27 protein-coding genes and 1 tRNA gene are annotated in these 25,478 nt (G+C 63.7%); 17 read left to right on the top strand and 11 right to left on the bottom strand.

The window, feature by feature from the left end; all coding sequences use genetic code 11:
* The first annotated feature begins 37 nt into the window (after positions 1 to 37).
* Positions 38 to 760 (top strand): hypothetical protein, encoded by a 723-nt coding sequence (locus ACFPU0_RS03550; protein WP_377691404.1) that lies wholly within the window; start codon positions 38 to 40, stop codon positions 758 to 760.
* Positions 761 to 887: 127 nt separating this feature from the next.
* On the opposite strand, the gene ACFPU0_RS03545 is transcribed toward ACFPU0_RS03550, so the two are convergent.
* A tRNA-Ser gene (locus ACFPU0_RS03545) sits at positions 888 to 977 on the bottom strand.
* A gap of 126 nt (positions 978 to 1,103) precedes the next feature.
* On the opposite strand from ACFPU0_RS03545, the gene ACFPU0_RS03540 reads away from it, so the two are divergent.
* The 7 genes from ACFPU0_RS03540 (at position 1,104) to ACFPU0_RS03510 (ending at position 5,350) form a co-directional block, all read left to right on the top strand.
* Entirely contained in the window at positions 1,104 to 1,772 is a 669-nt protein-coding gene (locus ACFPU0_RS03540) for a Bax inhibitor-1/YccA family protein (protein ID WP_377691403.1), read from the top strand.
* Between the two features lie 114 nt (positions 1,773 to 1,886).
* Positions 1,887 to 2,279: a sulfurtransferase complex subunit TusD gene (gene tusD, locus ACFPU0_RS03535; RefSeq protein WP_377691402.1), complete on the top strand. Its 393-nt coding sequence runs from the start codon at positions 1,887 to 1,889 to the stop codon at positions 2,277 to 2,279.
* 1 nt (position 2,280) lies between these two features.
* On the top strand, positions 2,281 to 2,637 hold the full coding sequence (gene tusC, locus ACFPU0_RS03530; RefSeq protein ID WP_377691401.1) for a sulfurtransferase complex subunit TusC: 357 nt from the start codon (positions 2,281 to 2,283) through the stop codon (positions 2,635 to 2,637).
* The gene (tusB, locus tag ACFPU0_RS03525) at positions 2,637 to 2,939 is read left to right on the top strand and encodes a sulfurtransferase complex subunit TusB (protein WP_377691400.1); all 303 of its coding nucleotides are present in this window, start codon (positions 2,637 to 2,639) and stop codon (positions 2,937 to 2,939) included. Before tusC ends, tusB begins: the two co-directional genes overlap by 1 nt.
* Positions 2,936 to 3,271, top strand: a complete 336-nt coding sequence (locus ACFPU0_RS03520; protein ID WP_377691399.1) for a TusE/DsrC/DsvC family sulfur relay protein — start codon at positions 2,936 to 2,938, stop codon at positions 3,269 to 3,271. The genes tusB and ACFPU0_RS03520 overlap by 4 nt, the downstream gene beginning before the upstream one ends.
* Complete coding sequence (locus tag ACFPU0_RS03515; RefSeq protein WP_377691398.1) at positions 3,268 to 4,251, top strand: glycosyl transferase family protein; 984 nt, start codon at positions 3,268 to 3,270, stop codon at positions 4,249 to 4,251. The genes ACFPU0_RS03520 and ACFPU0_RS03515 overlap by 4 nt, the downstream gene beginning before the upstream one ends.
* Before the next feature lie 85 nt (positions 4,252 to 4,336).
* Entirely contained in the window at positions 4,337 to 5,350 is a 1,014-nt protein-coding gene (locus tag ACFPU0_RS03510; protein ID WP_377691397.1) for a glutathione S-transferase family protein, read from the top strand.
* Here ACFPU0_RS03510 and cysG read toward each other — a convergent pair.
* From cysG to ACFPU0_RS03475, 7 genes are all read right to left on the bottom strand, one after another.
* Complete coding sequence (gene cysG, locus ACFPU0_RS03505; RefSeq protein ID WP_377691396.1) at positions 5,335 to 6,729, bottom strand: siroheme synthase CysG; 1,395 nt, start codon at positions 6,727 to 6,729, stop codon at positions 5,335 to 5,337. The two genes, ACFPU0_RS03510 and cysG, sit on opposite strands and share 16 nt — an antisense overlap.
* A 116-nt stretch (positions 6,730 to 6,845) precedes the next feature.
* Entirely contained in the window at positions 6,846 to 8,126 is a 1,281-nt protein-coding gene (gene serS / locus ACFPU0_RS03500) for a serine--tRNA ligase (protein ID WP_377691395.1), read from the bottom strand.
* A 16-nt stretch (positions 8,127 to 8,142) separates the two neighbouring features.
* A complete protein-coding gene (crcB, locus tag ACFPU0_RS03495; RefSeq protein ID WP_377691394.1) occupies positions 8,143 to 8,517 on the bottom strand; it encodes a fluoride efflux transporter CrcB in 375 nt (124 codons plus the stop codon).
* Positions 8,514 to 9,839: a replication-associated recombination protein A gene (locus ACFPU0_RS03490; RefSeq protein ID WP_377691393.1), complete on the bottom strand. Its 1,326-nt coding sequence runs from the start codon at positions 9,837 to 9,839 to the stop codon at positions 8,514 to 8,516. The genes crcB and ACFPU0_RS03490 overlap by 4 nt, the downstream gene beginning before the upstream one ends.
* A 12-nt stretch (positions 9,840 to 9,851) precedes the next feature.
* Positions 9,852 to 10,478, bottom strand: a complete 627-nt coding sequence (gene lolA / locus ACFPU0_RS03485) for an outer membrane lipoprotein chaperone LolA (RefSeq protein WP_377691392.1) — start codon at positions 10,476 to 10,478, stop codon at positions 9,852 to 9,854.
* Between the two features lie 29 nt (positions 10,479 to 10,507).
* A complete protein-coding gene (gene ftsK / locus ACFPU0_RS03480; protein WP_377691391.1) occupies positions 10,508 to 12,919 on the bottom strand; it encodes a DNA translocase FtsK in 2,412 nt (803 codons plus the stop codon).
* Positions 12,920 to 12,992: 73 nt separating this feature from the next.
* Positions 12,993 to 13,148, bottom strand: a complete 156-nt coding sequence (locus tag ACFPU0_RS03475) for a hypothetical protein (RefSeq protein WP_377691390.1) — start codon at positions 13,146 to 13,148, stop codon at positions 12,993 to 12,995.
* 38 nt (positions 13,149 to 13,186) lie between these two features.
* Between ACFPU0_RS03475 and trxB the strand changes: the two genes are divergently transcribed.
* The 4 genes from trxB (at position 13,187) to infA (ending at position 15,936) form a co-directional block, all read left to right on the top strand.
* Positions 13,187 to 14,137: a thioredoxin-disulfide reductase gene (gene trxB / locus ACFPU0_RS03470; RefSeq protein ID WP_377691389.1), complete on the top strand. Its 951-nt coding sequence runs from the start codon at positions 13,187 to 13,189 to the stop codon at positions 14,135 to 14,137.
* Positions 14,138 to 14,174: 37 nt separating this feature from the next.
* A complete protein-coding gene (gene aat, locus ACFPU0_RS03465) occupies positions 14,175 to 14,855 on the top strand; it encodes a leucyl/phenylalanyl-tRNA--protein transferase (RefSeq protein ID WP_377691388.1) in 681 nt (226 codons plus the stop codon).
* A gap of 54 nt (positions 14,856 to 14,909) precedes the next feature.
* Positions 14,910 to 15,617 carry an arginyltransferase gene (locus ACFPU0_RS03460; protein WP_377691387.1) on the top strand — a complete coding sequence of 236 codons (708 nt, stop codon included), beginning with the start codon at positions 14,910 to 14,912 and terminating at the stop codon, positions 15,615 to 15,617.
* Positions 15,618 to 15,717: 100 nt separating this feature from the next.
* Entirely contained in the window at positions 15,718 to 15,936 is a 219-nt protein-coding gene (gene infA / locus ACFPU0_RS03455; protein ID WP_016492441.1) for a translation initiation factor IF-1, read from the top strand.
* A gap of 53 nt (positions 15,937 to 15,989) precedes the next feature.
* Here the strand turns inward: infA and clpA are convergent, their stop codons facing one another.
* Both clpA and clpS read right to left on the bottom strand, forming a co-directional pair.
* Complete coding sequence (clpA, locus tag ACFPU0_RS03450; RefSeq protein ID WP_377691386.1) at positions 15,990 to 18,260, bottom strand: ATP-dependent Clp protease ATP-binding subunit ClpA; 2,271 nt, start codon at positions 18,258 to 18,260, stop codon at positions 15,990 to 15,992.
* Between the two features lie 28 nt (positions 18,261 to 18,288).
* Positions 18,289 to 18,651 carry an ATP-dependent Clp protease adapter ClpS gene (gene clpS / locus ACFPU0_RS03445; protein ID WP_377691424.1) on the bottom strand — a complete coding sequence of 121 codons (363 nt, stop codon included), beginning with the start codon at positions 18,649 to 18,651 and terminating at the stop codon, positions 18,289 to 18,291.
* A gap of 230 nt (positions 18,652 to 18,881) precedes the next feature.
* Between clpS and cspD the strand changes: the two genes are divergently transcribed.
* Positions 18,882 to 19,145: a cold shock domain-containing protein CspD gene (gene cspD, locus ACFPU0_RS03440; RefSeq protein WP_377691385.1), complete on the top strand. Its 264-nt coding sequence runs from the start codon at positions 18,882 to 18,884 to the stop codon at positions 19,143 to 19,145.
* Between the two features lie 68 nt (positions 19,146 to 19,213).
* Here the strand turns inward: cspD and icd are convergent, their stop codons facing one another.
* Complete coding sequence (gene icd / locus ACFPU0_RS03435) at positions 19,214 to 20,470, bottom strand: NADP-dependent isocitrate dehydrogenase (protein WP_377691384.1); 1,257 nt, start codon at positions 20,468 to 20,470, stop codon at positions 19,214 to 19,216.
* A 357-nt stretch (positions 20,471 to 20,827) separates the two neighbouring features.
* Here icd and ACFPU0_RS03430 point away from each other — a divergent pair, with 357 nt between their 5' ends.
* The 4 genes from ACFPU0_RS03430 (at position 20,828) to hflD (ending at position 25,386) form a co-directional block, all read left to right on the top strand.
* The gene (locus ACFPU0_RS03430; RefSeq protein ID WP_377691383.1) at positions 20,828 to 23,056 is read left to right on the top strand and encodes an NADP-dependent isocitrate dehydrogenase; all 2,229 of its coding nucleotides are present in this window, start codon (positions 20,828 to 20,830) and stop codon (positions 23,054 to 23,056) included.
* A 95-nt stretch (positions 23,057 to 23,151) separates the two neighbouring features.
* A complete protein-coding gene (locus ACFPU0_RS03425; RefSeq protein WP_377691382.1) occupies positions 23,152 to 23,595 on the top strand; it encodes an NUDIX hydrolase in 444 nt (147 codons plus the stop codon).
* Positions 23,596 to 23,650: 55 nt separating this feature from the next.
* Positions 23,651 to 24,769 carry a tRNA 2-thiouridine(34) synthase MnmA gene (gene mnmA / locus ACFPU0_RS03420; RefSeq protein ID WP_377691381.1) on the top strand — a complete coding sequence of 373 codons (1,119 nt, stop codon included), beginning with the start codon at positions 23,651 to 23,653 and terminating at the stop codon, positions 24,767 to 24,769.
* Entirely contained in the window at positions 24,766 to 25,386 is a 621-nt protein-coding gene (hflD, locus tag ACFPU0_RS03415) for a high frequency lysogenization protein HflD (RefSeq protein WP_377691380.1), read from the top strand. Before mnmA ends, hflD begins: the two co-directional genes overlap by 4 nt.
* Positions 25,387 to 25,478 lie beyond the last annotated feature (92 nt).

Raw genomic sequence — 25,478 nt, 5'->3', positions numbered from 1 at the left:
TCGTCGGGGCTTTTGCCGTCAAGGAGAAACCAGAAAGATGGATCCGGAAGCGCTCTATCATCAACTCGGCCACCATATCGCGTCGATGCCAGACCTGAATGGTGACGGCTGGAATAGTCCAGAAGTTCAGCGGTGGCTTGGAAGGGCAGCTGCACTAATCGAGGCCGGCGGCGACATAGCCGATATCGCAGCCTTCAAGGTTGCATGCGGTGGTCTTGGGGGCGTGCTGCATAACGGGAACGTGCAAACGATTACCACCGTTATTTTCCGCGCCCTAGCAAGAGCTGAGCTAGCCGCGCCAGCCACCGCGCAAGGTTCATTTATTCCCGCTGGGGAACCATTTTCAGCCCTCGCAGCAGTCTCCAAGGTGCTGGGCGCCGCGACACGCTCGGTATTAATCGTGGACCCTTACGCAGATGCGAATCTGTTGACCGAATTCGCAGTGTTGGCTCCCGAGGGTGTAGGACTCTTAGTACTCGCCGATCAGGCTAGCCATAAGCCTGGATTGCGCTCGGCTGCAGCGGCTTGGATAGAGCAGCATGGGCCAAGTAGGCCATTGCAGGTGCGTCTGGCTCCGGTCAGAACTCTGCATGATCGCCTCATCATTGTGGATGAGCGCGAAGCTTGGACACTTGGTCAGTCATTCAATGCCCTAGCGACACGCGCACCAACTAGCTTGATACGCTCCAACCCCGAGACTGCGAGCTTGAAGGTTGAGGCGTACCGACAGATTTGGGATGCAGCTACTACGCTCACTTGAACAGCAACGCTTGGCGCCTTGTCGTTGCTAGGGATTCGAAGCATCAGACGGGCGGCATGTGAGGTGGCCTGTGAGGCAAGCCAAAAAACGCGAAAGCCCCGGATACCGAGGCTTTCAGCTATAAAGATGGCGGAGGCGGTGAGATTCGAACTCACGGAAGGGTCTCCCCTTCGGCGGTTTTCAAGACCGCTGCCTTAAACCACTCGGCCACACCTCCGCTTGCGCGGGGCGCCATAGTACCGGAACGCAACACGCTGTCAAACTCTTGCAATTGGCGTGTTCCGGCCCTCTGTTAATATCCGGAACTGACCAAGGTCACGGAAACCATTTTGGGAGTGTCGCGATGAACGAACAGAACTATGCCCTCAACCACACGCAGGCCGAGCAGCTGGAAGTCAGCCGCGTCCTGCGCAATACCTACGGGTTGCTGGCCCTGACCCTCGCGTTCAGCGGCTTGGTCGCCTATGTCGCCCAGCAGATGCGCGTGCCCTACCCCAGCATCTTCGTCGTACTGATCGGCTTCTACGGGCTGTTCTTCCTCACCGTGAAACTGCGTGATTCGGCCTGGGGCCTGGTATCCACCTTCGCGCTGACCGGTTTCATGGGCTACACCCTCGGCCCGATCCTCAACATGTACCTCGGCATGCCCAACGGCGGCGAGGTGGTCAGTTCGGCCTTCGCCATGACCGCCCTGGTGTTCTTCGGCCTATCCGCCTACGTGCTGACCACCCGCAAGGACATGAGCTTCCTCGGTGGCTTCATCACCGCGGGCTTCTTCGTACTGATCGGCGCCATGCTGGCCAGCTTGTTCTTCAACATCAGCGGCCTGCAGCTGGCGATCAGCGCCGGCTTCGTGGTGTTCTCCTCGGTCTGCATCCTCTACCAGACCAGCGCCATCATCCATGGCGGCGAACGCAACTACATCATGGCCACCATCAGCCTCTATGTGTCCATCTACAACCTGTTCATCAGCCTGCTGCAGCTGGTTGGTGTATTCAGCAGCGACGATTGATCGCCAACCGCCTCCTCGGACTAGCCCGCTTCGGCGGGCTTTTTTCTGTGCCGACGGACAAAAGAACCTGTCTGGCCTTATCATTCCAGCTGTTCTCCAGTTGCCCGAGCGACCATGAAATTCGCCATCGCCCTGTTCGCCCCGCCCCATGCGCCCTCCTCGCGGCGCGCCCTGCGCTTCGCCGAGGCCTGCCTGGCCGGCGGCCATGAAATAGTCCGCCTGTTCTTCTATCAGGACGGCGTGCACAGCGCTTCCGCCAATGTCGTGGCGCCCCAGGATGAACCGGACCTTTCTGCACAATGGAGTGCGTTCGTGCGCCAGCACCAGTTGGATGGCGTCGTCTGCATCGCGGCGGCACTGCGCCGCGGCGTGTTGAACGGGGAAGAAGTCCAGCGCTACCAGCGCCCCGCGGCCAACCTTGCCGAAGGCTGGGAGCTGTCCGGCCTGGGGCAACTGCATGAAGCGGCGCAGATAGCCGATCGCCTGGTCAGCTTCGGGGGCAACTGAGATGAAATCCATGCTGATCATCAGTCGCCAGCCCCCCTGGAGCGGTCCCGGCGCCCGCGAGGCGCTGGATATCGCCCTGGCCGGCGGCGCCTTCGATCTGCCCCTTGGCCTGCTGTTTCTCGATGACGGGGTGTTCCAGCTGGCGGCCGGCCAACAGCCGAAGACGCTCCAGCAGAAGGACCTGACCGCCAACCTCCAGGCCCTGCCCCTGTTCGGCGTGGAGTCGCTCTATGTCTCCGCGCGCAGCCTGCAGGAACGCGGACTGGACCCCAGCACCCTGAACCTTGCGGTGGAGGTGCTTGAAGACAGTGCCCTGACCGCCCTTATCGACCGTTACGACCAGGTGCTCACCCTCTGATGGCCACCCTGCATATCCTTTCCCACTCCCCCTTCGCCGACAGCCGCCTCGCCAGCTGCCTGCGCCTGCTGGGCAACGCGGACGGCCTGCTCCTCAGCGGCGACGCCGTCTATGCCTTGCAGCCCGGCAGTGTCGCGCGCAAAGCCCTGGAACTGATGCCCGACCCCATCGACCTCTACGCCTTGGCGGAAGACCTCGAAGCCCGGGCTCTCACCGACCTGCCGCCACGCGTGAAGAAACTGGACTATCCGGCCTTCGTCGAGCGCTGTTGCCACTTTGACAAGGTGAACAGCTGGCTATGAGCGAACTGCTGATCGATGGCCGCGCCATCCCCCTGGACAAGGAAGGCTACCTGCAGCATTTGAGCGACTGGAGCCCGGCCGTGGCCCATGCCCTGGCCCAGCGTGAAGAGCTGGAGCTGCAGCCGGACCACTGGGAGATACTCGAACTGCTGCGCGGTTTCTATGCCGAGTTCCAGCTCTCCCCGGCCAACCGGCCGCTGGTCAAGTACGTGGCGCAGAAGCTCGGCCCGGACAAAGGCAACAGCCTGCACCTCAACCGCCTGTTCAAGGGCGCCCCGGCCAAGCTTGCCGCCAAGCTCGCCGGCCTGCCGAAGCCGACCAATTGCCTATGAATCTCGTCACCCCAGCCGAACACCCCTTCGCCCAATTCGTCCGCATCCTGGGCAAGGGCAAACGCGGCGCACGCAACATGACCCGTGAGGAAGCCCGTGAAGCCATGGGCATGCTCCTCGATGGCGAGGTGGAAGACACCCAGCTCGGCGCCTTCCTCATGCTGCTGCGGCACAAGGAAGAAAACGCCGAGGAACTGGCCGGCTTCACCGAGGCCTTCCGCCAACGCAACCGGGCGCCGAAGATCGCCGTCGACCTGGACTGGCCGAGTTACGCCGGCAAGAAGCGCCACTTGCCCTGGTACCTGCTGGCCGCCAAGGCCATGGCCGACAGCGGCTTGCGCATCCTGCTGCACGGAGGTGGCGCCCACACGGCTGGGCGCCTGTATAGCGAACAACTGCTGGAGCTGCTGGACATCCCGCTCTGCCAGGACTGGGACCAGGTCACCATGGCTCTCGACGAGCGCCAACTGGCCTTCATCCCACTAGGCGCCTGGGCACCGCAACTGCAGAGGATGATCGACCTGCGTAATACCCTCGGCCTGCGCTCGCCCATCCATTCCCTGGCGCGCATCCTCAACCCGCTCGGTGCACGTTGCGGTCTGCAGAGCATCTTCCATCCCGGCTACCAGGCAGAGCATCGCGAAGCCAGTCGCCTGCTCGGCGACCACGCCATCGTGATCAAGGGCGAAGGTGGCGAGATCGAAGTCAACCCCGATGCCGCCTGCCATCTCTACGGCACCACCGATGGCGAAGCCTGGGACGAGGAATGGCCGGCGCTGTCCGCACTTCGCCATCTGAAGCCGGAAAGCCTGGATGCCGGCCAGTTGGTCGCCGTCTGGCGCGGGGAGAGCGAGGACGACTACGGCCTGCTGGCTGCCCATGCCACCATGGCCCTCGCCCTGCGGGGCCTCGGGATGGACCGTGACCAGGCGTTCGAAGAAGCCCGGCGCTTGTGGCTCGCGCGAAAAATATCGACCTGACCGATAGGTAGGACCACCAAATTACGCTTTTTCATCGATCAGCACCCGATAGACTGGTCTCCAACCCCAACTGCGGAGACTGACCATGGGCCTGCTGATCGATGGCAAGTGGCATGACAAGTGGTACGACACAGCCAAGGACGGGCGCTTCCAGCGCGAAAGCGCGCGGCGTCGCAACTGGATCACCGTCGACGGCGCGCCCGGACCATCGGGCCTGGGCGGTTTCCCCGCCGAAGCCGGCCGCTATCACCTCTATGTATCCCTGGCCTGCCCCTGGGCACACCGCACGCTGATCTTCCGCAAGCTCAAGGGTCTGGAATCCCTGATCGACGTCTCGGTGGTGAGCTGGCTGATGCTGGAACAGGGCTGGACCTTCGACCCGCGATACGGCTCCACCGGCGACAAGCTGGACGATCTCGACTACCTGCACCAGCGCTACGTCCGGGACACTCCGGACTACAGCGGCCGGGTGACGGTACCGCTGCTCTGGGACCGGAAGACCGGGCGAATCGTCAGCAATGAATCCTCCGAGATCATCCGGATGTTCAACAGCGCCTTCGACCACCTCACCGGCAATCACCTGGACTTCTATCCGGAGCCCCTGAGGGCGGAGATCGACGCGCTCAACGAGCGCATCTACCCGGCGATCAACAACGGTGTCTACCGTGCCGGTTTCGCCACCACCCAGGACGCCTACGAAGAAGCCTTCCACGCGCTGTTCGATGAACTCGATCACCTCGACGCCCTGCTGGAAACACGGCGCTACCTGACAGGCGAGCGCATCACCGAAGCGGACTGGCGGCTGTTCACCACCCTTATCCGCTTCGATGCCGTGTACCACGGCCACTTCAAGTGCAACCTGCGGCGCCTGGCGGACTATCCCAACCTTTCAGGCTGGCTGCGCGAGCTGTACCAGTGGCCGGGCGTAGCGGAGACGGTGGACTTCACCCACATCAAGCACCACTACTACGCCAGCCACCGAACCATCAACCCGACGGGAGTAGTACCGCTGGGCCCCGTGCAGGACTTCAGCCGCCCCCACGACCGCGGACATCTGAAAGCCTGGTCGGCGATACACGAGCCTCAGACGCTCGCCTGAGCGCCCTCGAACCAGGCCAGCTTGTCGCGCAGGGTCACCACTTCGCCGACTATCACCAGGGTCGGCGCATGGACCTCGTGCTCGGCCACCAGTTGCGGCAGATTGGCCAGGGTTCCGGTGAACACTCGCTGGCGGCTGGTAGTGCCTTGCTGGACCAGGGCCGCCGGCGTTCCGGCATCGCGGCCGTGCCTGATCAGCTGTTCGCAGATCACCGGCAAACCTACCAGGCCCATGTAGAACACCAGGGTCTGGCCCGGTGCGGTCAGGTCACCCCAGGGCAGATCGCAGCTGCCGTCCTTGAGGTGGCCGGTAACGAAGCGCACCGACTGTGCGTAGTCGCGGTGGGTCAGCGGAATGCCGGCATAGGCGGCACAACCCGAGGCGGCGGTGATGCCGGGCACCACCTGGAAGGGAATGCCATTGGCGGCCAGTTCCTCGATCTCCTCGCCGCCACGGCCGAAGATGAAGGGATCGCCCCCCTTCAGGCGCAGCACACGCTTGCCCAGCTTCGCCTGCTCGATCAGCAGGCGATTGATCTCGTCCTGGGGTACGGCGTGATCGGCACGACGCTTGCCGACGTAGATCCGCTCGGCGTCACGTCGGCACATTTCGATGATCGACGACGCCACCAGGCGATCGTAGAGCACCACATCGGCCTGTTGCATCAGGCGCAGGGCGCGGAAGGTCAGCAGGTCGGGATCGCCCGGCCCCGCGCCCACCAGGTAGACCTCGCCCAATGCCCTCGGCGCACCGCCGGCCACCCGCTCGGCCAGCAGGCGTTCGGCCTCGGCGCCCTGCCCGGCCAGCATGCGCTCGGCCACAGGTCCCTGGAAGACTTCCTCCCAGAACACCCGACGCTGTTGCACATCCGGGAACAGGGCCTTCACCTGGTCGCGGAATTTCTTCGCCAGGCCGGCGAGCTGGCCGTAGGCGGCGGGAATCCAGGTCTCGATCCTGGCGCGGATCAGGCGCGCCAGCACCGGTGCATCACCGGCGCTGGAAACGGCCACGATCAGCGGCGAGCGGTCGACTATGGCAGGGAAGATCACGCTGCAGAGCTTCGGCGCATCCACCACGTTGACCGGAATGCCACGCGCCTGGGCCTGGGCCGATACCTCGGCGTTAAGGGCCTGGTCATCGCTGGCGGCGATCACCAGCACGCAGGCATCCAGATCCGCATCCTGGTAACCCCGCTGCCGCGACTCGCCGCCGCTGTCCTCGACCATCTCCAGCAACTGCGTCCCGATCTCCGGCGCCACCACCCGCAGCCGCGCCCCGGCGTCAGCCAGCAGACGCGCCTTGCGCAGGGCCACCTCGCCCCCACCGACCACGAGCACCTGGCGCCCTTGAAGATTGTGGAACAGCGGGAGGAAATCCATAGCAGCGCCTTCTTGCAGTATCGATTGATGGTAAAGCTCTAACGGTCACCGCCCGCGCGCAGGCGGGCTGCGACGCGGGCGGTGAGACTTTCCATGCCCCGGCAGGGGAACGGCGATCAGCCGATGACTTCGATGCCGCCCATGTAGGGCTTGAGCACTTCGGGTACGCGGATGCTGCCATCGGCCTGCTGGTAATTCTCCAGCACCGCCACCAGGGTGCGGCCTACCGCCAGGCCGGAACCGTTCAGGGTGTGCACCAGCTCGGGCTTGCCGGTTTCCGGGTTGCGGTAGCGCGCCTGCATGCGGCGGGCCTGGAAGTCACCGCAGTTGGAGCAGGAGGAAATCTCGCGGTACTTGTCCTGGCTCGGCACCCAGACTTCCAGGTCGTAGGTCTTGGTGGCGGAAAAACCCATGTCGCCGGTGCACAGGGCCAGCACACGATAAGGCAGCTCCAGCAGTTGCAGCACGCGCTCGGCGTTTCCGGTCATGCTTTCCAGGGCCTCGAAGGACTTGGACGGCTCGACGATCTGCACCATCTCCACCTTGTCGAACTGGTGCTGGCGGATCATGCCGCGAGTGTCGCGGCCGGAGGCACCGGCCTCGCTGCGGAAGCAGGGGGTGTGGGCGACGAACTTCAGCGGCAGCTGCTTGGCCTCGAGGATCTCGCCGGACACGATATTGGTCAGAGACACCTCGGCAGTCGGGATCAGGTAGAAGTCGGCCTCGTTCTCGCGGGAGATCTTGAACAGGTCTTCCTCGAACTTCGGCAGCTGGCCGGTGCCCTGCAGGGCCGGAGCCTGCACCAGATACGGCGTGTAGGCCTCTTCGTAACCGTGGTCGGTAACGTGCAGGTTGATCATGAACTGTGCCAGGGCGCGATGCAGGCGGGCGATGGGGCCGCGCAGCAGGGCGAAACGGGCGCCGGACAGCTTGGCCGCGGTTTCGAAGTCCAGCCAGCCATGCTGCTCGCCAAGGGCCACATGGTCCTTGATCTCGAAGTCGAAGCTGCGCGGGGTGCCCCAGCGGCGCACTTCGACGTTGTGGTCTTCGTCATCGCCCAGCGGAACCGACTCGTGCGGCAGGTTGGGGATGTTCAACAGCAGGTTGTCCAGCTCGACCTGGATGCTTTCCAGCTCGCGCTTGCCCTCCTCCAGCTCGGAACCCATGCGGTCGACGTCGGCCAGCAGGGGGGCGATGTCCTCGCCGCGCTGCTTGGCCTGGCCGATGGCCTTGGAACGGGAGTTACGCTCGGCCTGCAGCTGTTCGGTGCGGGTCTGCACGGACTTGCGCTGGTTCTCCAGCGCCTCCAGGCGCGCTACGTCCAGTTCAAAGCCGCGGGTGGCGAGGCGTTCCGCGATTTCCCGGGTCTGGGTGCGGACCAGTTTGGCATCGAGCATGTCAGGTTCTCGTCTCTCAGATTTTCGTCAGTATCAGGCCGGCCCAGGTGGCGAGCAGGCCGCCCAGCACGCTCAGCGCCCCATAGCCCAGGGCCAGTGGCAGCTGGCCGCTTTCCAGCAGGCGCAGCGTGTCGAGGGAAAAGGATGAAAAAGTCGTCAGGCCGCCCAGGAATCCGACCATGAGGCCGGAACGGACTTCCACCGGTACCTCGGGGCGCAACAGGAACAGGCCGTAGAGGTAACCGATCAGCAGGCAACCGACGATATTGACCGCTAGGGTACCGGCGTAGAAGTAGCGTGGCCAGTGGCTGGCCACCAGATTTCCGGTGGCGAAGCGCAGCAGGGTACCCGCCACGCCGCCGGCGGAAACGGCGAGGATGAGTCCGATCACGGTTTTCTCCGTTGCCAGGAACTGTTGCGGTCGAGGTTCTTCAGGTGTTGCAGCTTGTCGCGGATCTTCAGTTCGAGACCTCTGGGCACCGGCTGGTAGTACTGGCGCGGCTCCAGCTGCTCGGGAAAGTAGTCCTCGCCCGCCGCATAGGCGTCCGGCTCGTCGTGGGCGTAGCGGTATTCCTCGCCATAGCCCAGCTGCTTCATCAGCTTGGTCGGCGCATTGCGCAGGTGCAGCGGGACTTCCAGGGAACCGTTGGCGGCGGCGTCCTGCATGGCGGCCTTGAACGCCATGTAGACGGCATTGCTCTTCGGTGCGCAGGCCAGGTAGGTGATGGCCTGGGCCACCGCCAGCTCGCCTTCCGGGCTGCCGAGGCGCTCCTGCACATCCCAGGCCGACAGGCACAGGCTGAGGGCCCGCGGGTCGGCATTGCCGATATCCTCGCTGGCCATGCGCACCACGCGGCGGGCGATATAGAGCGGATCGCAACCGCCATCCAGCATGCGCGCGTACCAGTAGAGCGCGGCGTCCGGGTCGGAGCCGCGCACCGATTTGTGCAGCGCGGAAATCTGGTCGTAGAAGGCCTCGCCGCCCTTGTCGAAGCGGCGGCGGCTGTCGCCCAGCAGGTTCTGCAGCAGCTCGGAGCCGATCTCGCCGCCGTCTTCGGCCAGGTCCGCGGCGTTCTCCAGCAGGTTGAGCAGACGCCGGCCATCGCCGTCGGCGGCGGCCATGAGGATGGCGAAGCTTTCGTCCGGCAGGCTCAGCCGACGCTTGCCCAGCCCCTTGTCCTCGTTCAGGGCACGGGCTACCAACTTGCGCAGGGCCGCTTCGTCCAGGCTTTTCAGCACATAGACGCGGGCGCGGGACAGCAGCGCGTTGTTGAGTTCGAAGGAGGGGTTCTCGGTGGTAGCGCCGATGAAGATCAGCGTGCCGTCTTCCACATAGGGCAGGAAGGCATCCTGCTGGGACTTGTTGAAGCGGTGAACTTCGTCGACGAAGAGGATGGTGCGCCGGCCATACTGGGCCGCCTGCTGCTTGGCCATTTCCACCGACTGGCGGATTTCCTTGACCCCGGAGAGCACGGCGGAAATGGTCTCGAAATGGGCATCGGTGACCTGGGCCAGCAACTTGGCCAGGGTGGTCTTGCCCACCCCGGGCGGCCCCCAGAAGATCATCGAGTGCAGTGCGCCCTGCTCCAGGGCTTCACGCAGCGGCTTGCCGGGCGCCAGCAGGTGCTCCTGGCCGACGTATTCGTCCAGGCTGGCGGCGCGCAGGCGTGCCGCCAGCGGCTGGGCGATGGGTTCGGAGCGGAACAGGTCCATGGGCGTTACGGCTTATTCCTGGATGACGTCGGCGCCTTCCGGGATCTTGAAGTTGAACTGCGCGGTGTCGATCGCCTGGTTCATCTTGACCCCGAGGAAGAGGATGTTGGTGCGCTGGCCGACACTGTCGATCAGCTGCATGTCGTTGATCACGCCATTGCGGAAAGACAGGCGCAGGGTATCGAACAGGGTGTCCTTGGCCTTGGGCTTGAGGATGAAGTCCACCACGTCGCCGCCTTCCTTGTGGGTGATCTCGAAGTTCTCGCTGATCTTCGAGACGTCGCCGGACAGCAGCAGCGCCGGGGTATGGGTCAGGCGCTGGTCCAGGGTCTGGATGGTCACCTGCTGCAGGTCCGGGTCGTAGAGCCAGACCTTGTCGCCATTGGAAACCAGCAGCTGCTCCATGGGCGCATCGGTGTGCCAACGGAACAATCCCGGGCGTTTCAGCGACAGCTCGCCAGAGGTTTCCTGCAGCTGGGTGCCAGAGCCATCCAGGGTCAATTGGGAAAAGCGGCCGGTAATGGTCTGGGCCTTGTTCAGCATTTCGGTCAGGCGGTTGATGGCCAGCTTGTCGTCGGCCTGGACCTGCATTGCAGCCAGGCCGAGTACGGCCACCATCAGCATGCGGATCAGTCGCATGGAAATCCTCTTCAAGAATCCGTTTCGGATCAGTCTCGCACCGGTGCCGGCGCGATCACCTCGCGCGACCCGTTGCCGTTCATGGGGCTCACCACCCCGGCCATTTCCATCGCCTCGATCATCCGTGCGGCACGGTTGTAGCCGATCTTCAGCTTGCGCTGCACGGCGGAGATCGAAGCGCGGCGGCTTTCGACGACGAAGCGCACGGCCTCGTCATAGAGCGGATCGTCTTCGCTGCCTTCGCCGCCGCCTTCACCACCCTCGCCACCGCCGGAGAAGCCACCGCCACCCTCTTCCACGCCGGCCAGGATGTCCTCGATATAGTCGGGGGCGCCGCGCAGCTTCCAGGCTTCCACCACGCGATGCACCTCATCGTCCGAGACGAAGGCGCCGTGGACGCGGATCGGCAGGCCGGTGCCGGGGGGCAGGTAGAGCATGTCACCGTGACCCAGCAGTTGCTCGGCGCCGCCCTGGTCGAGGATGGTGCGCGAGTCGATCTTGCTGGAAACCTGGAACGCCATGCGGGTCGGGATGTTGGCCTTGATCAGGCCGGTGATCACGTCCACCGAGGGGCGCTGGGTGGCGAGGATCAGGTGGATACCGGCGGCACGGGCCTTCTGCGCGATACGCGCGATCAGCTCTTCCACCTTCTTGCCGACGATCATCATCATGTCGGCGAATTCGTCGACCACCACCACGATGGTGGGCAGGGTCTTCAGCAGCGGCGCCTCGTCTTCCATGCTCTCGCGGCGGTAGAGCGGATCGGTCAGCGGAGTGCCCGCCTCCTCCGCGTCCTTCACCTTGCGGTTGAAACCCGCCAGGTTGCGCACGCCCATTGCGGCCATCAACTTGTAGCGCCGTTCCATCTCGGCGACGCTCCAGCGCAGGGCGTTGGCCGCCTCCTTCATGTCGGTGACCACCGGGCAGAGCAGGTGCGGGATGCCTTCGTAGATGGAAAGCTCCAGCATCTTCGGGTCGATCATGATCATCCGCGCCTGCTCCGGCGTGGACTTGAACAGGATCGACAGGATCATCGCGTTCACGCCCACCGATTTACCCGAGCCGGTGGTACCTGCCACCAGCAGGTGCGGCATCTTCGCCAGGTCGGTGATGATCGGCTTGCCGCCGATGTCATGGCCCAGGGCCAGGGTCACAGGCGACTTGGCCTCGTCGTATTCGGACGAGGACAGCACCTCGGAGAAGCGCACGATCTGGCGGTCCTCGTTGGGAATCTCGATGCCGACCGTGGTCTTGCCGGGGATGACTTCCACCACGCGCACGCTGATCACCGCCAGGGAGCGCGCCAGGTCCTTGGCCAGGTTGGAGATGCGGCTGACCTTCACGCCGGCGGCCGGCTGGATTTCGAAGCGGGTGATCACCGGCCCTGGATGGACCGATTCCACCAATACCTCGACGCCGAACTCCTTCAGCTTGATTTCCAGCAGGCGCGACATGGCCTCCAGGGACTCCGGAGAGAAACTCTTCTGCTTCTTCTCGGCCACATCGAGAATGGAAATCGGCGGCAGGGTGCCTTCGACCGCGGTGTCGATGAACAACGGAGCCTGCTTTTCCTTCTGCACGCGCTTGCTCGACTCGGCCGGCTTGGGCGGCGGCGGTGCTGCGATGACCGGCGCAGGACGCTTCTCGCGTTCGGTCATGTGCTTGGCGAGAGACTCCTCGCGCTCGATCAGACGCTCCTTGACCTTGGCCTGCTCGCGGCGATCGGGCACGACCGGCGCCGCCACCTCATTCACTCGCACGTCCACTTCTCGCAGTTTGGCCACCAGTTGCTTGCGCTCCAGGCGTGCGCTCCACCAGCGGTTCACCGCATTCTGGATGAGCTCGAAGAGGTCGAGGGTGATCTTGCCGGTCAGGTCCATGACCTTGAACCAGGACAGGTCGGTGAACACGGTCAGGCCGAAGAGGAAGAGCGCGAAGAACAGCAGCGTGCTGCCCTGGACGTTGAGCGCATTGACCGCCAGGTGGCTGAGGCTTTCGCCCAGGGCGCCGCCGGCCGAGGCCGGCAGGCCGGCATGGTCCTGGAAGTGGATATCGGCCAGCGCCGCACCGGACAGCACCAGGAACACCAGGCCGATCAGGCGCCAGGAGAACAGCCAACCGCTCCAGTCGATGGGCTCGTGGCGATGACGGAAGACCTGCAGGGTCTTGATCGCCAGCAGCAGCGGGAAGATGTAGGCGAAATAGCCCAGGGCCATGAACAGGATATCGGCGAACCAGGCACCCAGTCTGCCGGCGGAGTTCTGCACCTGCTCGACATTGCTGGTGTGGGTCCAGCCCGGATCGGAGGAATCGTAGGTGAGCAGCGCCATCCACAGGTAGAGGCAGACGGCGCCCAGCGCGATCAACGCACCTTCCTTGAGGCGATAATGCAATTGCTGGCGCCAGACAGGTGTCTGGGCTCTGGTCGTGGAATTCTTCAAAACGCGTCTTTTCCTGCGCCCGGGGCGCGTTCAAGAGTCGGTCGAGGGTGAAAAACCGCCAGGCAGTGTGCCATCACAGGTTCCAGCCCATTCTGAACGTTGCCCATTGTACGGATTTGACCGCGCGACGCCATGCGGGCAACGGATTGTCGCTCCAGCGTTTTGGCGACGTCTCGCGCTTCGGTGTAGCATAGCCGGCAACGATTTGCGTGATGCTCAATTGGAGCATGCATTCTCTTTCGTGACAAAGACTTATGGAGCCTTTTTATGAGCGAAGTCAAGCATTCCCGATTGATCATCCTGGGTTCCGGCCCCGCAGGTTACGCCGCCGCGGTGTACGCGGCCCGCGCCAACCTCAAGCCGACCGTCATCACCGGCATCCAGCCCGGCGGCCAGTTGACCACCACCACTGAAGTCGACAACTGGCCCGGCGACGTCGAAGGCCTCACCGGCCCGGTCCTGATGGAGCGCATGCAGAAGCACGCCGAGCGCTTCGATACCGAGATTGTCTACGACCACATCCACACCGCCGAGTTGCAGAAGCGCCCCTTCATCCTCAAGGGTGACAGCGGCACCTACAGCTGCGACGCACTGATCATCGCCACCGGCGCCTCCGCCCAGTACCTGGGCCTGCCGTCCGAGGAAGCCTTCGCCGGCAAGGGCGTTTCCGCCTGTGCCACCTGCGACGGTTTCTTCTATCGCAATCAGGTGGTCTGCGTGGTTGGCGGCGGCAATACCGCAGTCGAGGAGGCCCTCTACCTGGCCAATATCGCCAAGGAAGTCCACCTGATCCACCGCCGCGACAAGCTGCGCGCCGAGAAGATCCTCCAGGACAAGCTGTTCGAGAAGGCCGCCAACGGCAATATCCGCCTGCACTGGAACCACACCCTGGACGAAGTCCTCGGTGACAACAGTGGCGTGACCGGTGCACGCCTGGTGAACACCACCGACGGCAGCACCAAGGAACTGGCGCTGGCCGGCGTATTCATCGCCATCGGCCACAAGCCGAACACCGACCTGTTCCAGGGCCAGCTGGAAATGCGCAACGGCTACCTGCTGATCCAGGGCGGCTCGGAAGGCAATGCCACCGCCACCGCCATCGAGGGTGTTTTCGCCGCCGGCGATGTGGCCGACCACGTCTATCGCCAGGCCATCACCTCCGCGGGCGCCGGCTGCATGGCCGCGCTGGACGCCGAGAAGTTCCTCGACGACAACTGACAGGCAAGGCGGGTTTCGGCCCGCCCTCCCCTCCTCCATGCTCACCTGGCTCAAACGCGACTCCCTCGCCTTCCCCCCGTTAGGGCGCGCCCTGCGCGAACCCAACGGCCTGCTCGCCGCCGGCGGCGACCTTTCACCGGACCGCCTGATCCAGGCCTATCGCCACGGTTGCTTCCCCTGGTACCAGGAAGGCCAGCCGATCCTCTGGTGGTCCCCCGACCCGCGCACCGTTCTGCCTCCACAGGAAATCCACGTATCCCGCAGCCTGGCCAAGCTATTGCGCCAGGAACGCTTCAGCGTGACCTTCGACCGGGCCTTCCCGGCCGTCATCGAAGGATGCGCCGGCCCGCGCGGGTATACCGACGGCACCTGGATCACGACCGAAATGCAGGCGGCCTATATCGAACTGCATCGCCGCGGCGTCGCCCATTCGGTGGAGGTCTGGAAGGACGGCGAACTGGTCGGCGGCCTCTATGGACTGGCCATGGGCCAGCTCTTCTTTGGCGAATCCATGTTCAGCCGCGCCAACAACGCCTCCAAGGTCGGTTTCGCAACCCTGGCTCGACACCTGCATCAATGGGGTTTCGTCCTGATCGACTGCCAGATGCCCACCCTGCACCTGCAAAGCTTCGGCGCCCGCACCATCAGCCGGGAGAAGTTCTCCCGCTATCTGCAGCTCTACCTCGACCAGCCGAACAACGCCGACTGGATCGCCTAGGCGAGCCCCGCAGGCTGACATACACTTGCTGAAGGGTTCCTCCGGGGGTTGATCATGACCGAGCTGGCTCGCCTCAAGTTCTATGCCACTCAACCGCATCCATGCAGTTACCTGCCCGAGGAGCAGGCCACCACCCTGTTCCTCGACCCCAGCCAGCCGATGGACGTGGAGGTTTACGCCGAGCTCTCGGAAATGGGCTTCCGGCGAAGCGGCGATCACCTGTACCGCCCCCACTGCCAGCGATGCAACGCATGCGTACCCGCGCGCATTCCTGCCGACCAGTTCATTCCCAACCGCCAGCAGAAGCGCATCCTCAGGCGCAACGCCGACCTGAGCGTCACCGCGGTACACCCCTCGTTCACCGAGGAGTACTACGCACTGTACGTCCGCTACATCGAGCAGCGTCATTCCGATGGCGACATGTATCCACCCAGCCGGGACCAGTTCTCCACTTTCCTGGTGCGCGACCTGCCCTTCTCCCGCTTCTACGAATTCCGCCTCAACGGCGAGCTCAAGGCCGTGGCGGTCACCGATGTCCTGCCCAACGGCCTTTCCGCGGTCTACACCTTCTACGACCCGGACGAGGAGCGGCGCAGCCTCGGCCGTTACGCCATCCTCTGGCAGATCGGCGAAACCGCCCGCCTGGGCCTTCAGGCCGTCTATCTCGGCTACTGGATCAAGAACTGCCGGAAGATGAATTACAAGACCCAGTACCGGCCGATCGAGCTGTTCGTCAACCAGCGTTGGGTGACTCTCAGCTGAAGCCCTTGGCGAGCGGTGCAGTTTTCGGGCACAATGCACGCCGTTTTTGCCCACCGCCCCTGCGGCAGGGCTCATCTTTGAATACCGAGGGCTTTACTGCATGTCGAAAGAAGACAGCTTCGAAATGGAAGGCACTGTCATCGACACCCTGCCCAACACCATGTTCCGTGTGGAGTTGGAAAATGGGCACGTCGTCACCGCGCACATTTCCGGCAAGATGCGCAAGAACTACATCCGCATCCTCACCGGCGACAAGGTCCGCGTCGAGCTGACGCCGTACGACCTGAGCAAGGGCCGCATCACCTACCGCGCCCGCTGATCGTATAGCCAAGAAAAAGCCCGGCAATCGCCGGGCTTTTTCGTTTCCGACCCTCAGGCCATCTCCGCCGTGGTCTCGAACTCGAAGCTGAGCTCCTCATCCTTGACGTCCACGTGCACCACACCACCGTGCTCGGCCAGTTCACCGAACAGGATCTCCTCCGCCAGCGGCCGCTTGATCTTGTCCTGGATCAGCCGTGCCATGGGACGAGCCCCCATCTGCGCGTCATAACCGCGCTCGGCCAGCCAGCCACGAGCCTCGTCGCTGACCACCAGCTGCACACGCTTGTCTTCCAGCTGCGCCTGCAGTTCGGTGAGGAACTTGTCGACGACGCTCTTGATCACTTCGTGACTCAGGCGACCGAACTGGATGATGGTGTCCAGGCGGTTGCGAAACTCCGGCGTGAAGCTCTTGCGAATGACCTCCATGGCGTCCGAGGAGTGATCCTGGAGGGTGAAACCGATCGACGGACGCGCAGCAGTCTCAGCCCCCGCATTGGTGGTCATGATCAGGATCACGTTGCGGAAGTCCGCCTTGCGGCCGTTATTGTCGGTCAGGGTGCCGTGGTCCATCACCTGCAGCAGCAGGTTGAAGACTTCCGGATGGGCCTTCTCGATCTCATCCAGCAACAGGACGCAGTGCGGCATCTTGGTGATGGCCTCGGTCAGCAGGCCGCCCTGGTCGAAGCCGACATAGCCCGGAGGCGCACCAATCAGGCGCGAGACGGTATGCCGCTCCATGTACTCGGACATGTCGAAGCGCACCAGCTCGATACCCATGGCCTTGGCCAACTGGCGCGCCACCTCGGTCTTGCCGACACCGGTCGGACCCGCGAAGAGGAAGGAACCCACAGGCTTGTCCGGCGACTTCAGACCGGCGCGGGACAACTTGATCGCGGTCGACAGGGAATCGATCGCGGCGTCCTGGCCGAACACCGTCAGCTTCAGGTCGCGCTCCAGGTTACGCAGCAGCTCCTTGTCGGAACTGGTCACGTGCTTCGGCGGAATACGCGCGATCTTGGCGACTATGTCCTCGACCTGAGCCACCTCGATACGCTTGGCACGCTTTTCCTCCGGCTGCAGACGCTGGTACGCACCCGCCTCGTCGATCACGTCGATCGCCTTGTCGGGCATATGCCGGTCATTGATGTAGCGAGCCGCCAGCTCAGCCGCGGCACGCAACGCCTCGTCGCTGTACTCGATATGGTGATGCTGCTCGAAGCGCGCCTTGAGCCCCTTGAGGATGCCCACGGTGTCTTCCACCGAAGGCTCGGTGACGTCGACCTTCTGGAAGCGCCGCGCCAGGGCGCGATCCTTCTCGAAGATGCCGCGGAATTCCTGGAAGGTGGTGGAGCCGATGCAGCGGATCTCGCCGGACGACAGCAGCGGCTTGAGCAGGTTCGAGGCATCCATCACCCCGCCAGACGCCGCACCGGCGCCGATGATGGTGTGGATCTCGTCGATGAACAGGATGGCGTGCGGGCGCTTGCGCAGCTCGTTGAGCAACGCCTTGAAGCGCTTCTCGAAGTCGCCACGGTACTTGGTGCCCGCCAGCAGGGCGCCGAGATCCAGGGAATAGACCACGCTGTCGGCCAGCAGGTCAGGAACCTGGTTGTCGACTATGCGCTTGGCCAGACCCTCGGCGATGGCGGTCTTGCCGACGCCAGCCTCGCCCACCAGCAGCGGATTGTTCTTGCGGCGGCGGGCCAGGATCTGCGCGACGCGCTCCACTTCGGGCTCGCGGCCGACCAGCGGGTCGATGCGCCCCAGGCGGGCCAGTTCGTTCAGGTTGCTGGCGTAGGCGTCCAGGGGGTGGCCCGAGGCAGAGGCCTCGCCACCCTCCTCGTCCTGCATCTCCTGCTCGTGATCATGCTGCTCACCATGACCCGGCACCTTGGAAATGCCATGGGCGATGTAGTTGACCACGTCGATGCGCGCCACGCTCTGCTGCTTCAGCAGGAACACGGCCTGGCTTTCCTGCTCGCTGAAGATCGCTACCAGCACATTGGCACCGGTCACTTCACGCTTGCCGGAACTCTGCACATGGAACACCGCGCGCTGCAGGACACGCTGGAAGCCGAGCGTCGGCTGGGTTTCACGATCTTCGTCATGCTGCGGGATGAGCGGGGTGGTGGAGTCGATGAACTCCTGCAGGTCATGCCGCAGCTTGTCCATGTTCGCGCCACAGGCACGCAATACGGTGGCGGCAGCTTCGTTGTCCAGCAGGGCGAGCAGCAGGTGCTCGACCGTCATGAATTCGTGACGCTTGGCGCGGGCCTCCTTGAAAGCAAGATTGAGGGTGACTTCGAGCTCGCGGTTCAACATGGCTTCACCTCATACCCAAGCGGCGGCGTTAACCGTCCTTCTCGATTTCACAGAGCAGCGGATGCTGGCTCTCTCTCGCATATTGATTGACCTGCATGGCCTTGGTTTCGGCTATGTCGCGAGTGAACACGCCACAAACCGCCCGACCCTCCGTATGCACGGTCAGCATGATCTTGGTGGCGAGCTCCCGGTTCATACCGAAGAACGACTCGAGCACCTCGACCACGAAATCCATAGGGGTGTAGTCATCGTTAAACATCACCACCTTATACATAGGTGGCGCCTGCAAGGCCGGCTTGGCCTCCTGCACCGCCAGGCCGGTGGAGTCGTCCTCATGATGCTGCGGACCGTCCTGATTGAATGTTAGTCGAATCTGGCTGCTTGCATGCATGCTGGAAATAAAGGTCATGGATGAATGAAAAACGGCCTTTGGGAAGACTTTGATCCGTTTCTCAGGCGATGCGGGCATCGCCTTGACTAACGGCAAAACGGTGTTACAACCAGTGGATACCCGTCTTCGGGTATCAGGGGTTCCACGCGCGTGGCCAAGGTGGCCTTCAGGGCGTGGAGTCGAAGTGGATGATACTCCAGTGATGGAGTCCTTTGCAGAGGGATATCAGCATGCTTAGCGGTAAGGTCAAGTGGTTCAACAACGCCAAAGGCTATGGATTCATCCTTGCCGAAGGCCGAGATGAGGACCTGTTCGCCCACTACTCGGCCATCCAGATGGACGGCTACAAGACGCTAAAGGCTGGACAGCCGGTAAGCTTCGATATCATCCAGGGCCCGAAAGGGCTGCATGCCGTGAATATTCGCCCGGTCACGGCCACCACCGAAGCACCCGTCGCCATCAGCCAACCCCAGGGCAGCACAGTAGAAATTTGAGCCCTTGCAATATTTGGGCATGAAAAAGGCCGGTCAGATGACCGGCCTTTTTGTGTCTGCCTTCAGACTCACATGTGCGCGATGATGGCGTCACCGAACTCGGAGCAGGACAGCAGCTTGGCGCCGTCCATCAGGCGCTCGAAGTCGTAGGTCACGGTCTTCGCGGCGATGGCGCCGTTGGTGCCCTTGATGATCAGGTCGGCAGCTTCGGTCCAGCCCATATGGCGCAGCATCATCTCGGCGGAGAGGATGACCGAGCCCGGGTTCACCTTGTCCTGGCCGGCGTACTTCGGCGCGGTGCCATGGGTGGCTTCGAACATGGCGACGGTGTCGGACAGGTTGGCACCGGGGGCGATACCGATACCGCCAACCTCGGCCGCCAGGGCGTCGGAGAGGTAATCACCGTTGAGGTTCAGGGTGGCGATCACGTCGTACTCGGCCGGACGCAGCAGGATCTGCTGCAGCATGGCGTCGGCGATCACATCCTTGACCACGATGCTCTTGCCGGTCCGCGGGTTCTTGAACTGCATCCACGGGCCACCGTCCAGCAACTCGGCACCGAACTCGTCGCGGGCGACTTCGTAGCCCCACTCCTTGAAGGCACCTTCGGTGAACTTCATGATGTTGCCCTTGTGGACGATGGTCACGGAGCTGCGATCGTTGTCCACGGCGTACTGCAGGGCCTTGCGCACCAGGCGCTTGGTGCCGTCCTGGGAAACCGGCTTGATGCCGATGCCGCAGTTCTCGGTGAAGCGGATCTTCTTGACGCCCATTTCCTCGGTGAGGAACTTGATGATCTTCTCGGCCTCGGGGCTGCCGGCCTTCCACTCGACGCCGGCGTAGATGTCTTCGGAGTTCTCGCGGAAGATCACCATGTCCACGTCACCGGGCTTCTTCACCGGGCTCGGCACGCCTTCGAACCAGCGCACCGGGCGCTGGCAGACATAGAGGTCCAGCTCCTGGCGCAAGGCCACGTTCAGGGAACGGATACCGCCGCCGACCGGCGTGGTCAGGGGGCCCTTGATGGAGACGACGTAGTCGCGAACGGCTTCCAGGGTTTCTTTCGGCAGCCAGGTGTCCTGGTCATAGACCTGGGTGGCCTTCTCGCCGGCGTAGACCTCCATCCAGGAAATCTTGCGATCGCTGCCATAGGCCTTGGCGACCGCGGCATCCACCACCTTGATCATGACCGGACTGATGTCGACGCCGATGCCGTCGCCTTCGATGAAGGGGATGATCGGGTTGTTCGGTACCTTCAGGGACATATCTGCATTGACGGTGATTTTGTCACCGACTGCCGGCACCTGGATCTTTTGGTATCCCATGCTGAGCTCCGTGTTGTGGTTGAGAACGCTCTTGCAGCTCGTCAGCCTACTCCAGTTATTCGGTGATCGACCATATCTTCCTTAGTCGAAAACACAGGTCTGCGTCGCCCCACCCAAAGGAGTGGTATACTGCGCGCCGTGACTTGACAGTCATCGGGGTCGAGCAGTCTGGGACCAGACTCACTGTCCTCGCAGCGGCCGGGCCACCACCATGGTTCAGTCGTACAACGCTCTACTGGCGCTCCATTACCCCCGCGGCAATTCTCGGCTGAGCTCAACGTCGACATTGAGCGAATGCGTCTACCAGTGCGCTTCGAGAGTCTGTGCGCGCCCAGAAAAGAAGAGAGTTAAACGTTAATGTCCAACCGTCCGAAGATCACCTACACCTTCACCGACGAAGCCCCCGCGCTCGCCACCTACTCGCTCCTCCCCATCGTCAAAGCCTTCGCCGCCTCGGCGGGCATCGACGTCGAAACCCGCGACATCTCTCTTGCAGGACGCATCCTGGCCTCCTTCGCTGACAAGCTCGCAGCCGACAAACGCATCGAAGACGACCTGGCCTACCTGGCCAATCTGGCCACTTCGCCCGACGCCAACATTGTCAAGCTGCCGAACATCAGCGCCTCCGTGCCGCAGCTGAAAGGCGCCATCGCCGAACTCCAGGCCCTGGGCTACGACGTCCCGGACTTCCCGGAAGATCCGCAGACCGACGAAGAGAAAGACACCCGCGCCCGCTACGCCAAGGTCCTGGGCAGCGCCGTGAACCCGGTCCTGCGTGAAGGCAACTCCGACCGCCGCGCCCCGGCCGCCGTCAAGGCGTACGCCCGCAAGCACCCGCACTCCATGGGCAAGTGGAGCATGGCCTCCCGCTCCCACGCCGACTACATGCGCGGCGGCGACTTCTTCTCCAGCGAGCAGTCCATCACCATGGCCAAGGCCGGTGACGTGCGCATCGAGTTCGTCGGCAAGGACGGCAAGGTCGAGGTCAAGAAGCAGCTTTCCCTGCTGGACGGCGAAGTCCTGGACAGCATGTTCATGAGCTGCAACAAACTGCGCGCCTTCTTCGAGAAGACCCTGCAGGACTGCAAGGAAAGCGGCGTCATGTGGTCCCTGCACGTCAAGGCGACCATGATGAAGGTCTCCCACCCGATCGTCTTCGGCCACGCGGTCAGCGTTTACTACAAGGACGTGTTCGACAAGTACGGCGAACTGTTCAAGGAACTGGGCGTCAACCCGAACAACGGCATCAGCAGCGTCTACGACAAGATCAAGGTGCTGCCGGCGTCCCAGCAGGAAGAGATCCTCCACGACATCCACGAGGTGTACAGCCACCGCCCGGAAATGGCGATGGTCGACTCCGTGAAGGGCATCACCAACCTGCACATCCCGAGCGACGTGATCGTCGACGCCTCCATGCCGGCGATGATCCGCAACTCCGGCCAGATGTGGGGCAAGGACGGCAAGCAGAAGGACACCAAGGCGGTGATGCCGGAGAGCACCTACGCCCGCATCTACCAGGAGATGATCAACTTCTGCAAGACCAACGGCGCCTTCGACCCGACCACCATGGGCAGCGTGCCGAACGTCGGCCTGATGGCGCAAAAGGCCGAGGAATACGGCTCCCACGACAAGACCTTCGAAATGACCGCCGACGGCACCATGCGCGTGGTGGCCGCCGATGGCACCGTGCTGATGCAGCACGAAGTCGAAGCCGGCGACATCTGGCGCGCCTGCCAGACCAAGGACGCCCCGATCCGTGACTGGGTCAAGCTGGCCGTTACCCGCGCCCGCTTGTCCAACACCCCGGCCATCTTCTGGCTGGACCCGGAGCGCGCCCACGACCGCGAACTGCAGAAGAAGGTCGAACTGTACCTGCAGGACCACGACCTGACCGGCCTGGACATCAGCATCAAGGGCTACAACGAAGCCATCCGTACCAGCATGGAGCGCCAGATCCGTGGCCTGGACACCATCTCGGTGACCGGCAACGTCCTGCGCGACTACCTGACCGACCTGTTCCCCATCATGGAACTGGGCACCTCGGCCAAGATGCTCTCCATCGTTCCGCTGATGGCGGGCGGCGGCATGTACGAGACCGGCGCCGGCGGTTCGGCTCCGAAGCACGTGCAGCAGCTGGTTGAAGAGAACTACCTGCGTTGGGATTCCCTGGGCGAGTTCCTGGCCCTGGCCGTATCCCTGGAAGAAACCGGCATCAAGGCCGGCAACGCCAAGGCCAAGCTGCTGGGCAAGACCCTGGACGAAGCCACCGGCAAGCTGCTGGACAACAACAAGTCGCCGTCGCGCAAGGTTGGCGAAATCGACAACCGCGGCAGCCACTTCTACCTGGCGCTGTACTGGGCCCAGGCCCTGGCCGCCCAGGACGAAGACGCCGAACTGAAGGCCCACTTCGCTCCGCTGGCCAAGACCCTGACCGAGCAGGAAGCGACCATCGTCGCCGAACTGAACAGCGTCCAGGGCAAGGCCGCGGACATCGGCGGCTACTACCGCTCCAACCCCGAGCTGACCAGCCAGGTAATGCGCCCCAGCGCCACCCTGAACGCCGCCATCGACGGCCTGCTGGCCTGATCGGCGTAATGGACCAAGAAAACCCCGGGCTCGCCCGGGGTTTTCTTTTTTCGCCACCCACGCCTTAATGTCGCCCCTTTTCCGGAGCCTTCCCGATGACCTGGCAACCCCACATCACAGTCGCGACCGTAGTCGAAGACCAGGGCCGCTTCCTGCTGGTCGAAGAAGAAGCCGGTGGCCGCGCCGTGTTCAACCAGCCGGCCGGCCACCTCGAGGCCGACGAAACCCTGCTCCAGGCCGCCCTGCGCGAAACCCTCGAGGAAACCGGCTGGGAAGTCGAACTCACCGCCGTCACCGGCATCTACCTCTATACGGCGCCGAGCAACGGCGTGACCTACCAGCGCGTCTGCTTCGCCGCCCGCCCACTGCGCCACCATCCCGAGCGGCCACTGGACGACGGCATCATCGGTCCGCGCTGGCTGACCCGCGACGAACTGTTGGCCGAGAAGGACCGCTGGCGCAGCCACCTGGTCCTGCGCTGCATCGACGACTACCTGGCAGGCGAGCGCTTCCCCCTCAGCCTGATCCGCGTCGCCTGATCACCGCCCGGCCTGATAGAATTCCGCTTTTGCTTAACAGCCAGTGCAGATTCCCATGCGTGATCCAGCCAATACCCGCGTCATAGTCGGCATGTCCGGCGGCGTCGACTCCTCGGTTTCCGCCCTCCTGCTCCTCGAGCAGGGCTACCAGGTGGAAGGACTGTTCATGAAGAACTGGGACGAGGACGACGGCACCGAATACTGCACCGCCAAGGTGGACCTGGCCGATGCCCAGGCCGTCTGCGACCGCATCGGCATCAAGCTGCACACCGCCAACTTCGCCGCGGAGTACTGGGACCACGTGTTCGAGCACTTCCTCGCCGAATACAAGGCCGGCCGCACGCCGAACCCGGACATTCTCTGCAACCGCGAGATCAAGTTCAAAGCCTTCCTCGACTACGCCCTGTCCCTGGGCGCCGACCTGATCGCCACCGGCCACTACGTGCGCCGCCGCGACATCGAGGGCCGCACCGAGCTGCTCAAGGGCCTGGACCCGAACAAGGACCAGAGCTACTTCCTCCACGCCGTCGGCGGCGAGCAGATCGCCCGCACCCTGTTCCCGGTGGGCGAACTGGAGAAGCCGGAAGTACGCGCCATCGCCGAGAAACACGGCCTGGCCACCGCCCGCAAGAAGGACTCCACCGGCATCTGCTTCATCGGCGAACGCCGCTTCACCGACTTCCTCAAGCAGTACCTGCCCGCCCAGCCCGGCGATATCGAGACCACCGAAGGCGAAGTCATCGGCCGTCACCACGGCCTGATGTACCACACCATCGGCCAGCGCCAGGGCCTGGGCATCGGCGGCATGAAAGACGCGACCGACGACCCCTGGTACGTGCTGGCCAAGGACCTTGCGCGCAACGTGCTGATCGTCGGCCAGGGCAATGAGAACCCCTGGTTGTTCTCCCGCTCGCTGAAGGCCTCCGAGATCTATTGGGTCAACCCCATCGACCTCGCCCAGCCGCGCCGTCTCAAGGCCAAGGTGCGCTACCGCCAGAGCGACCAGCCCTGCATCCTGGAAAAGACCGCCGACGGCTATGTCGCGGTGTTCGACGAGGCGCAGCGCGCAGTCACGCCCGGCCAGTCCGTGGTGTTCTACGACGGCGAAATCTGCCTCGGCGGCGGCGTGATCGAAAGCGCCGAGCCCTGGGATGCCGGAGTGCAGCGCCCATGAACCAGACCCGCGAACAACTGGTCGCCCTCGGCGCCGTCTTCGAAGCCGCCGCCCTGGTGGACCGCATCGCCAAGACCGGGCAGATCAGCGAGCCGCCGCTGGGCTGCATGCTCGGCAGCCTGCTGGTGCGTGACCCGAAGGACACCCTGGAGGTCTACGGCGGCGACGACATCAATCTGCGCGACGGCTACAAGGCCCTGGCCAGCGCCCTGGAGCGCGAACCCTCCAGCCTGCAGCGCGAGCCCTTGCGCTACGCCCTCGCCCTGCTCACCCTGGAGCGCCAGCTGGCCAAGCGCGGCGATATGCTGGAGATCATCGGCACCCGCCTGGACCAGATCCAGCAGCAGGTGCAGCACTTCGGTCTGGTGCACGACAACGTCATCGCCGCCTGCGCCAGCCTCTACCAGGACACCCTCAGCACCTTCCGCCAGCGCATCCAGGTACACGGCGACATGCGCCACCTGCAGCAGTCGAGCAATGCCGCCAAGATCCGCGCCCTGCTCCTCACAGGCATCCGTGCCGCGCGCCTCTGGCGCCAGTTGGGCGGCAACCGCTGGCAGCTGCTGTTCAGCCGCCGCAAGCTGCTCAACGAACTCTACCCCCTCCTGCGCGGCTGACCCCATCGCGCCATGCGTCGAACGGCCATGGCGCGAAAGCGGCGAGCGAGACGAAATACGTGTATGATGTGCGCCCCTTTTCGTTGACCGAT

Source organism: Pseudomonas sp. GCM10022186, from assembly GCF_042656385.1.
Taxonomy (GTDB): Bacteria; Pseudomonadota; Gammaproteobacteria; order Pseudomonadales; family Pseudomonadaceae; genus Metapseudomonas.
This window is presented reverse-complemented; position numbering and strand designations above follow the sequence as displayed.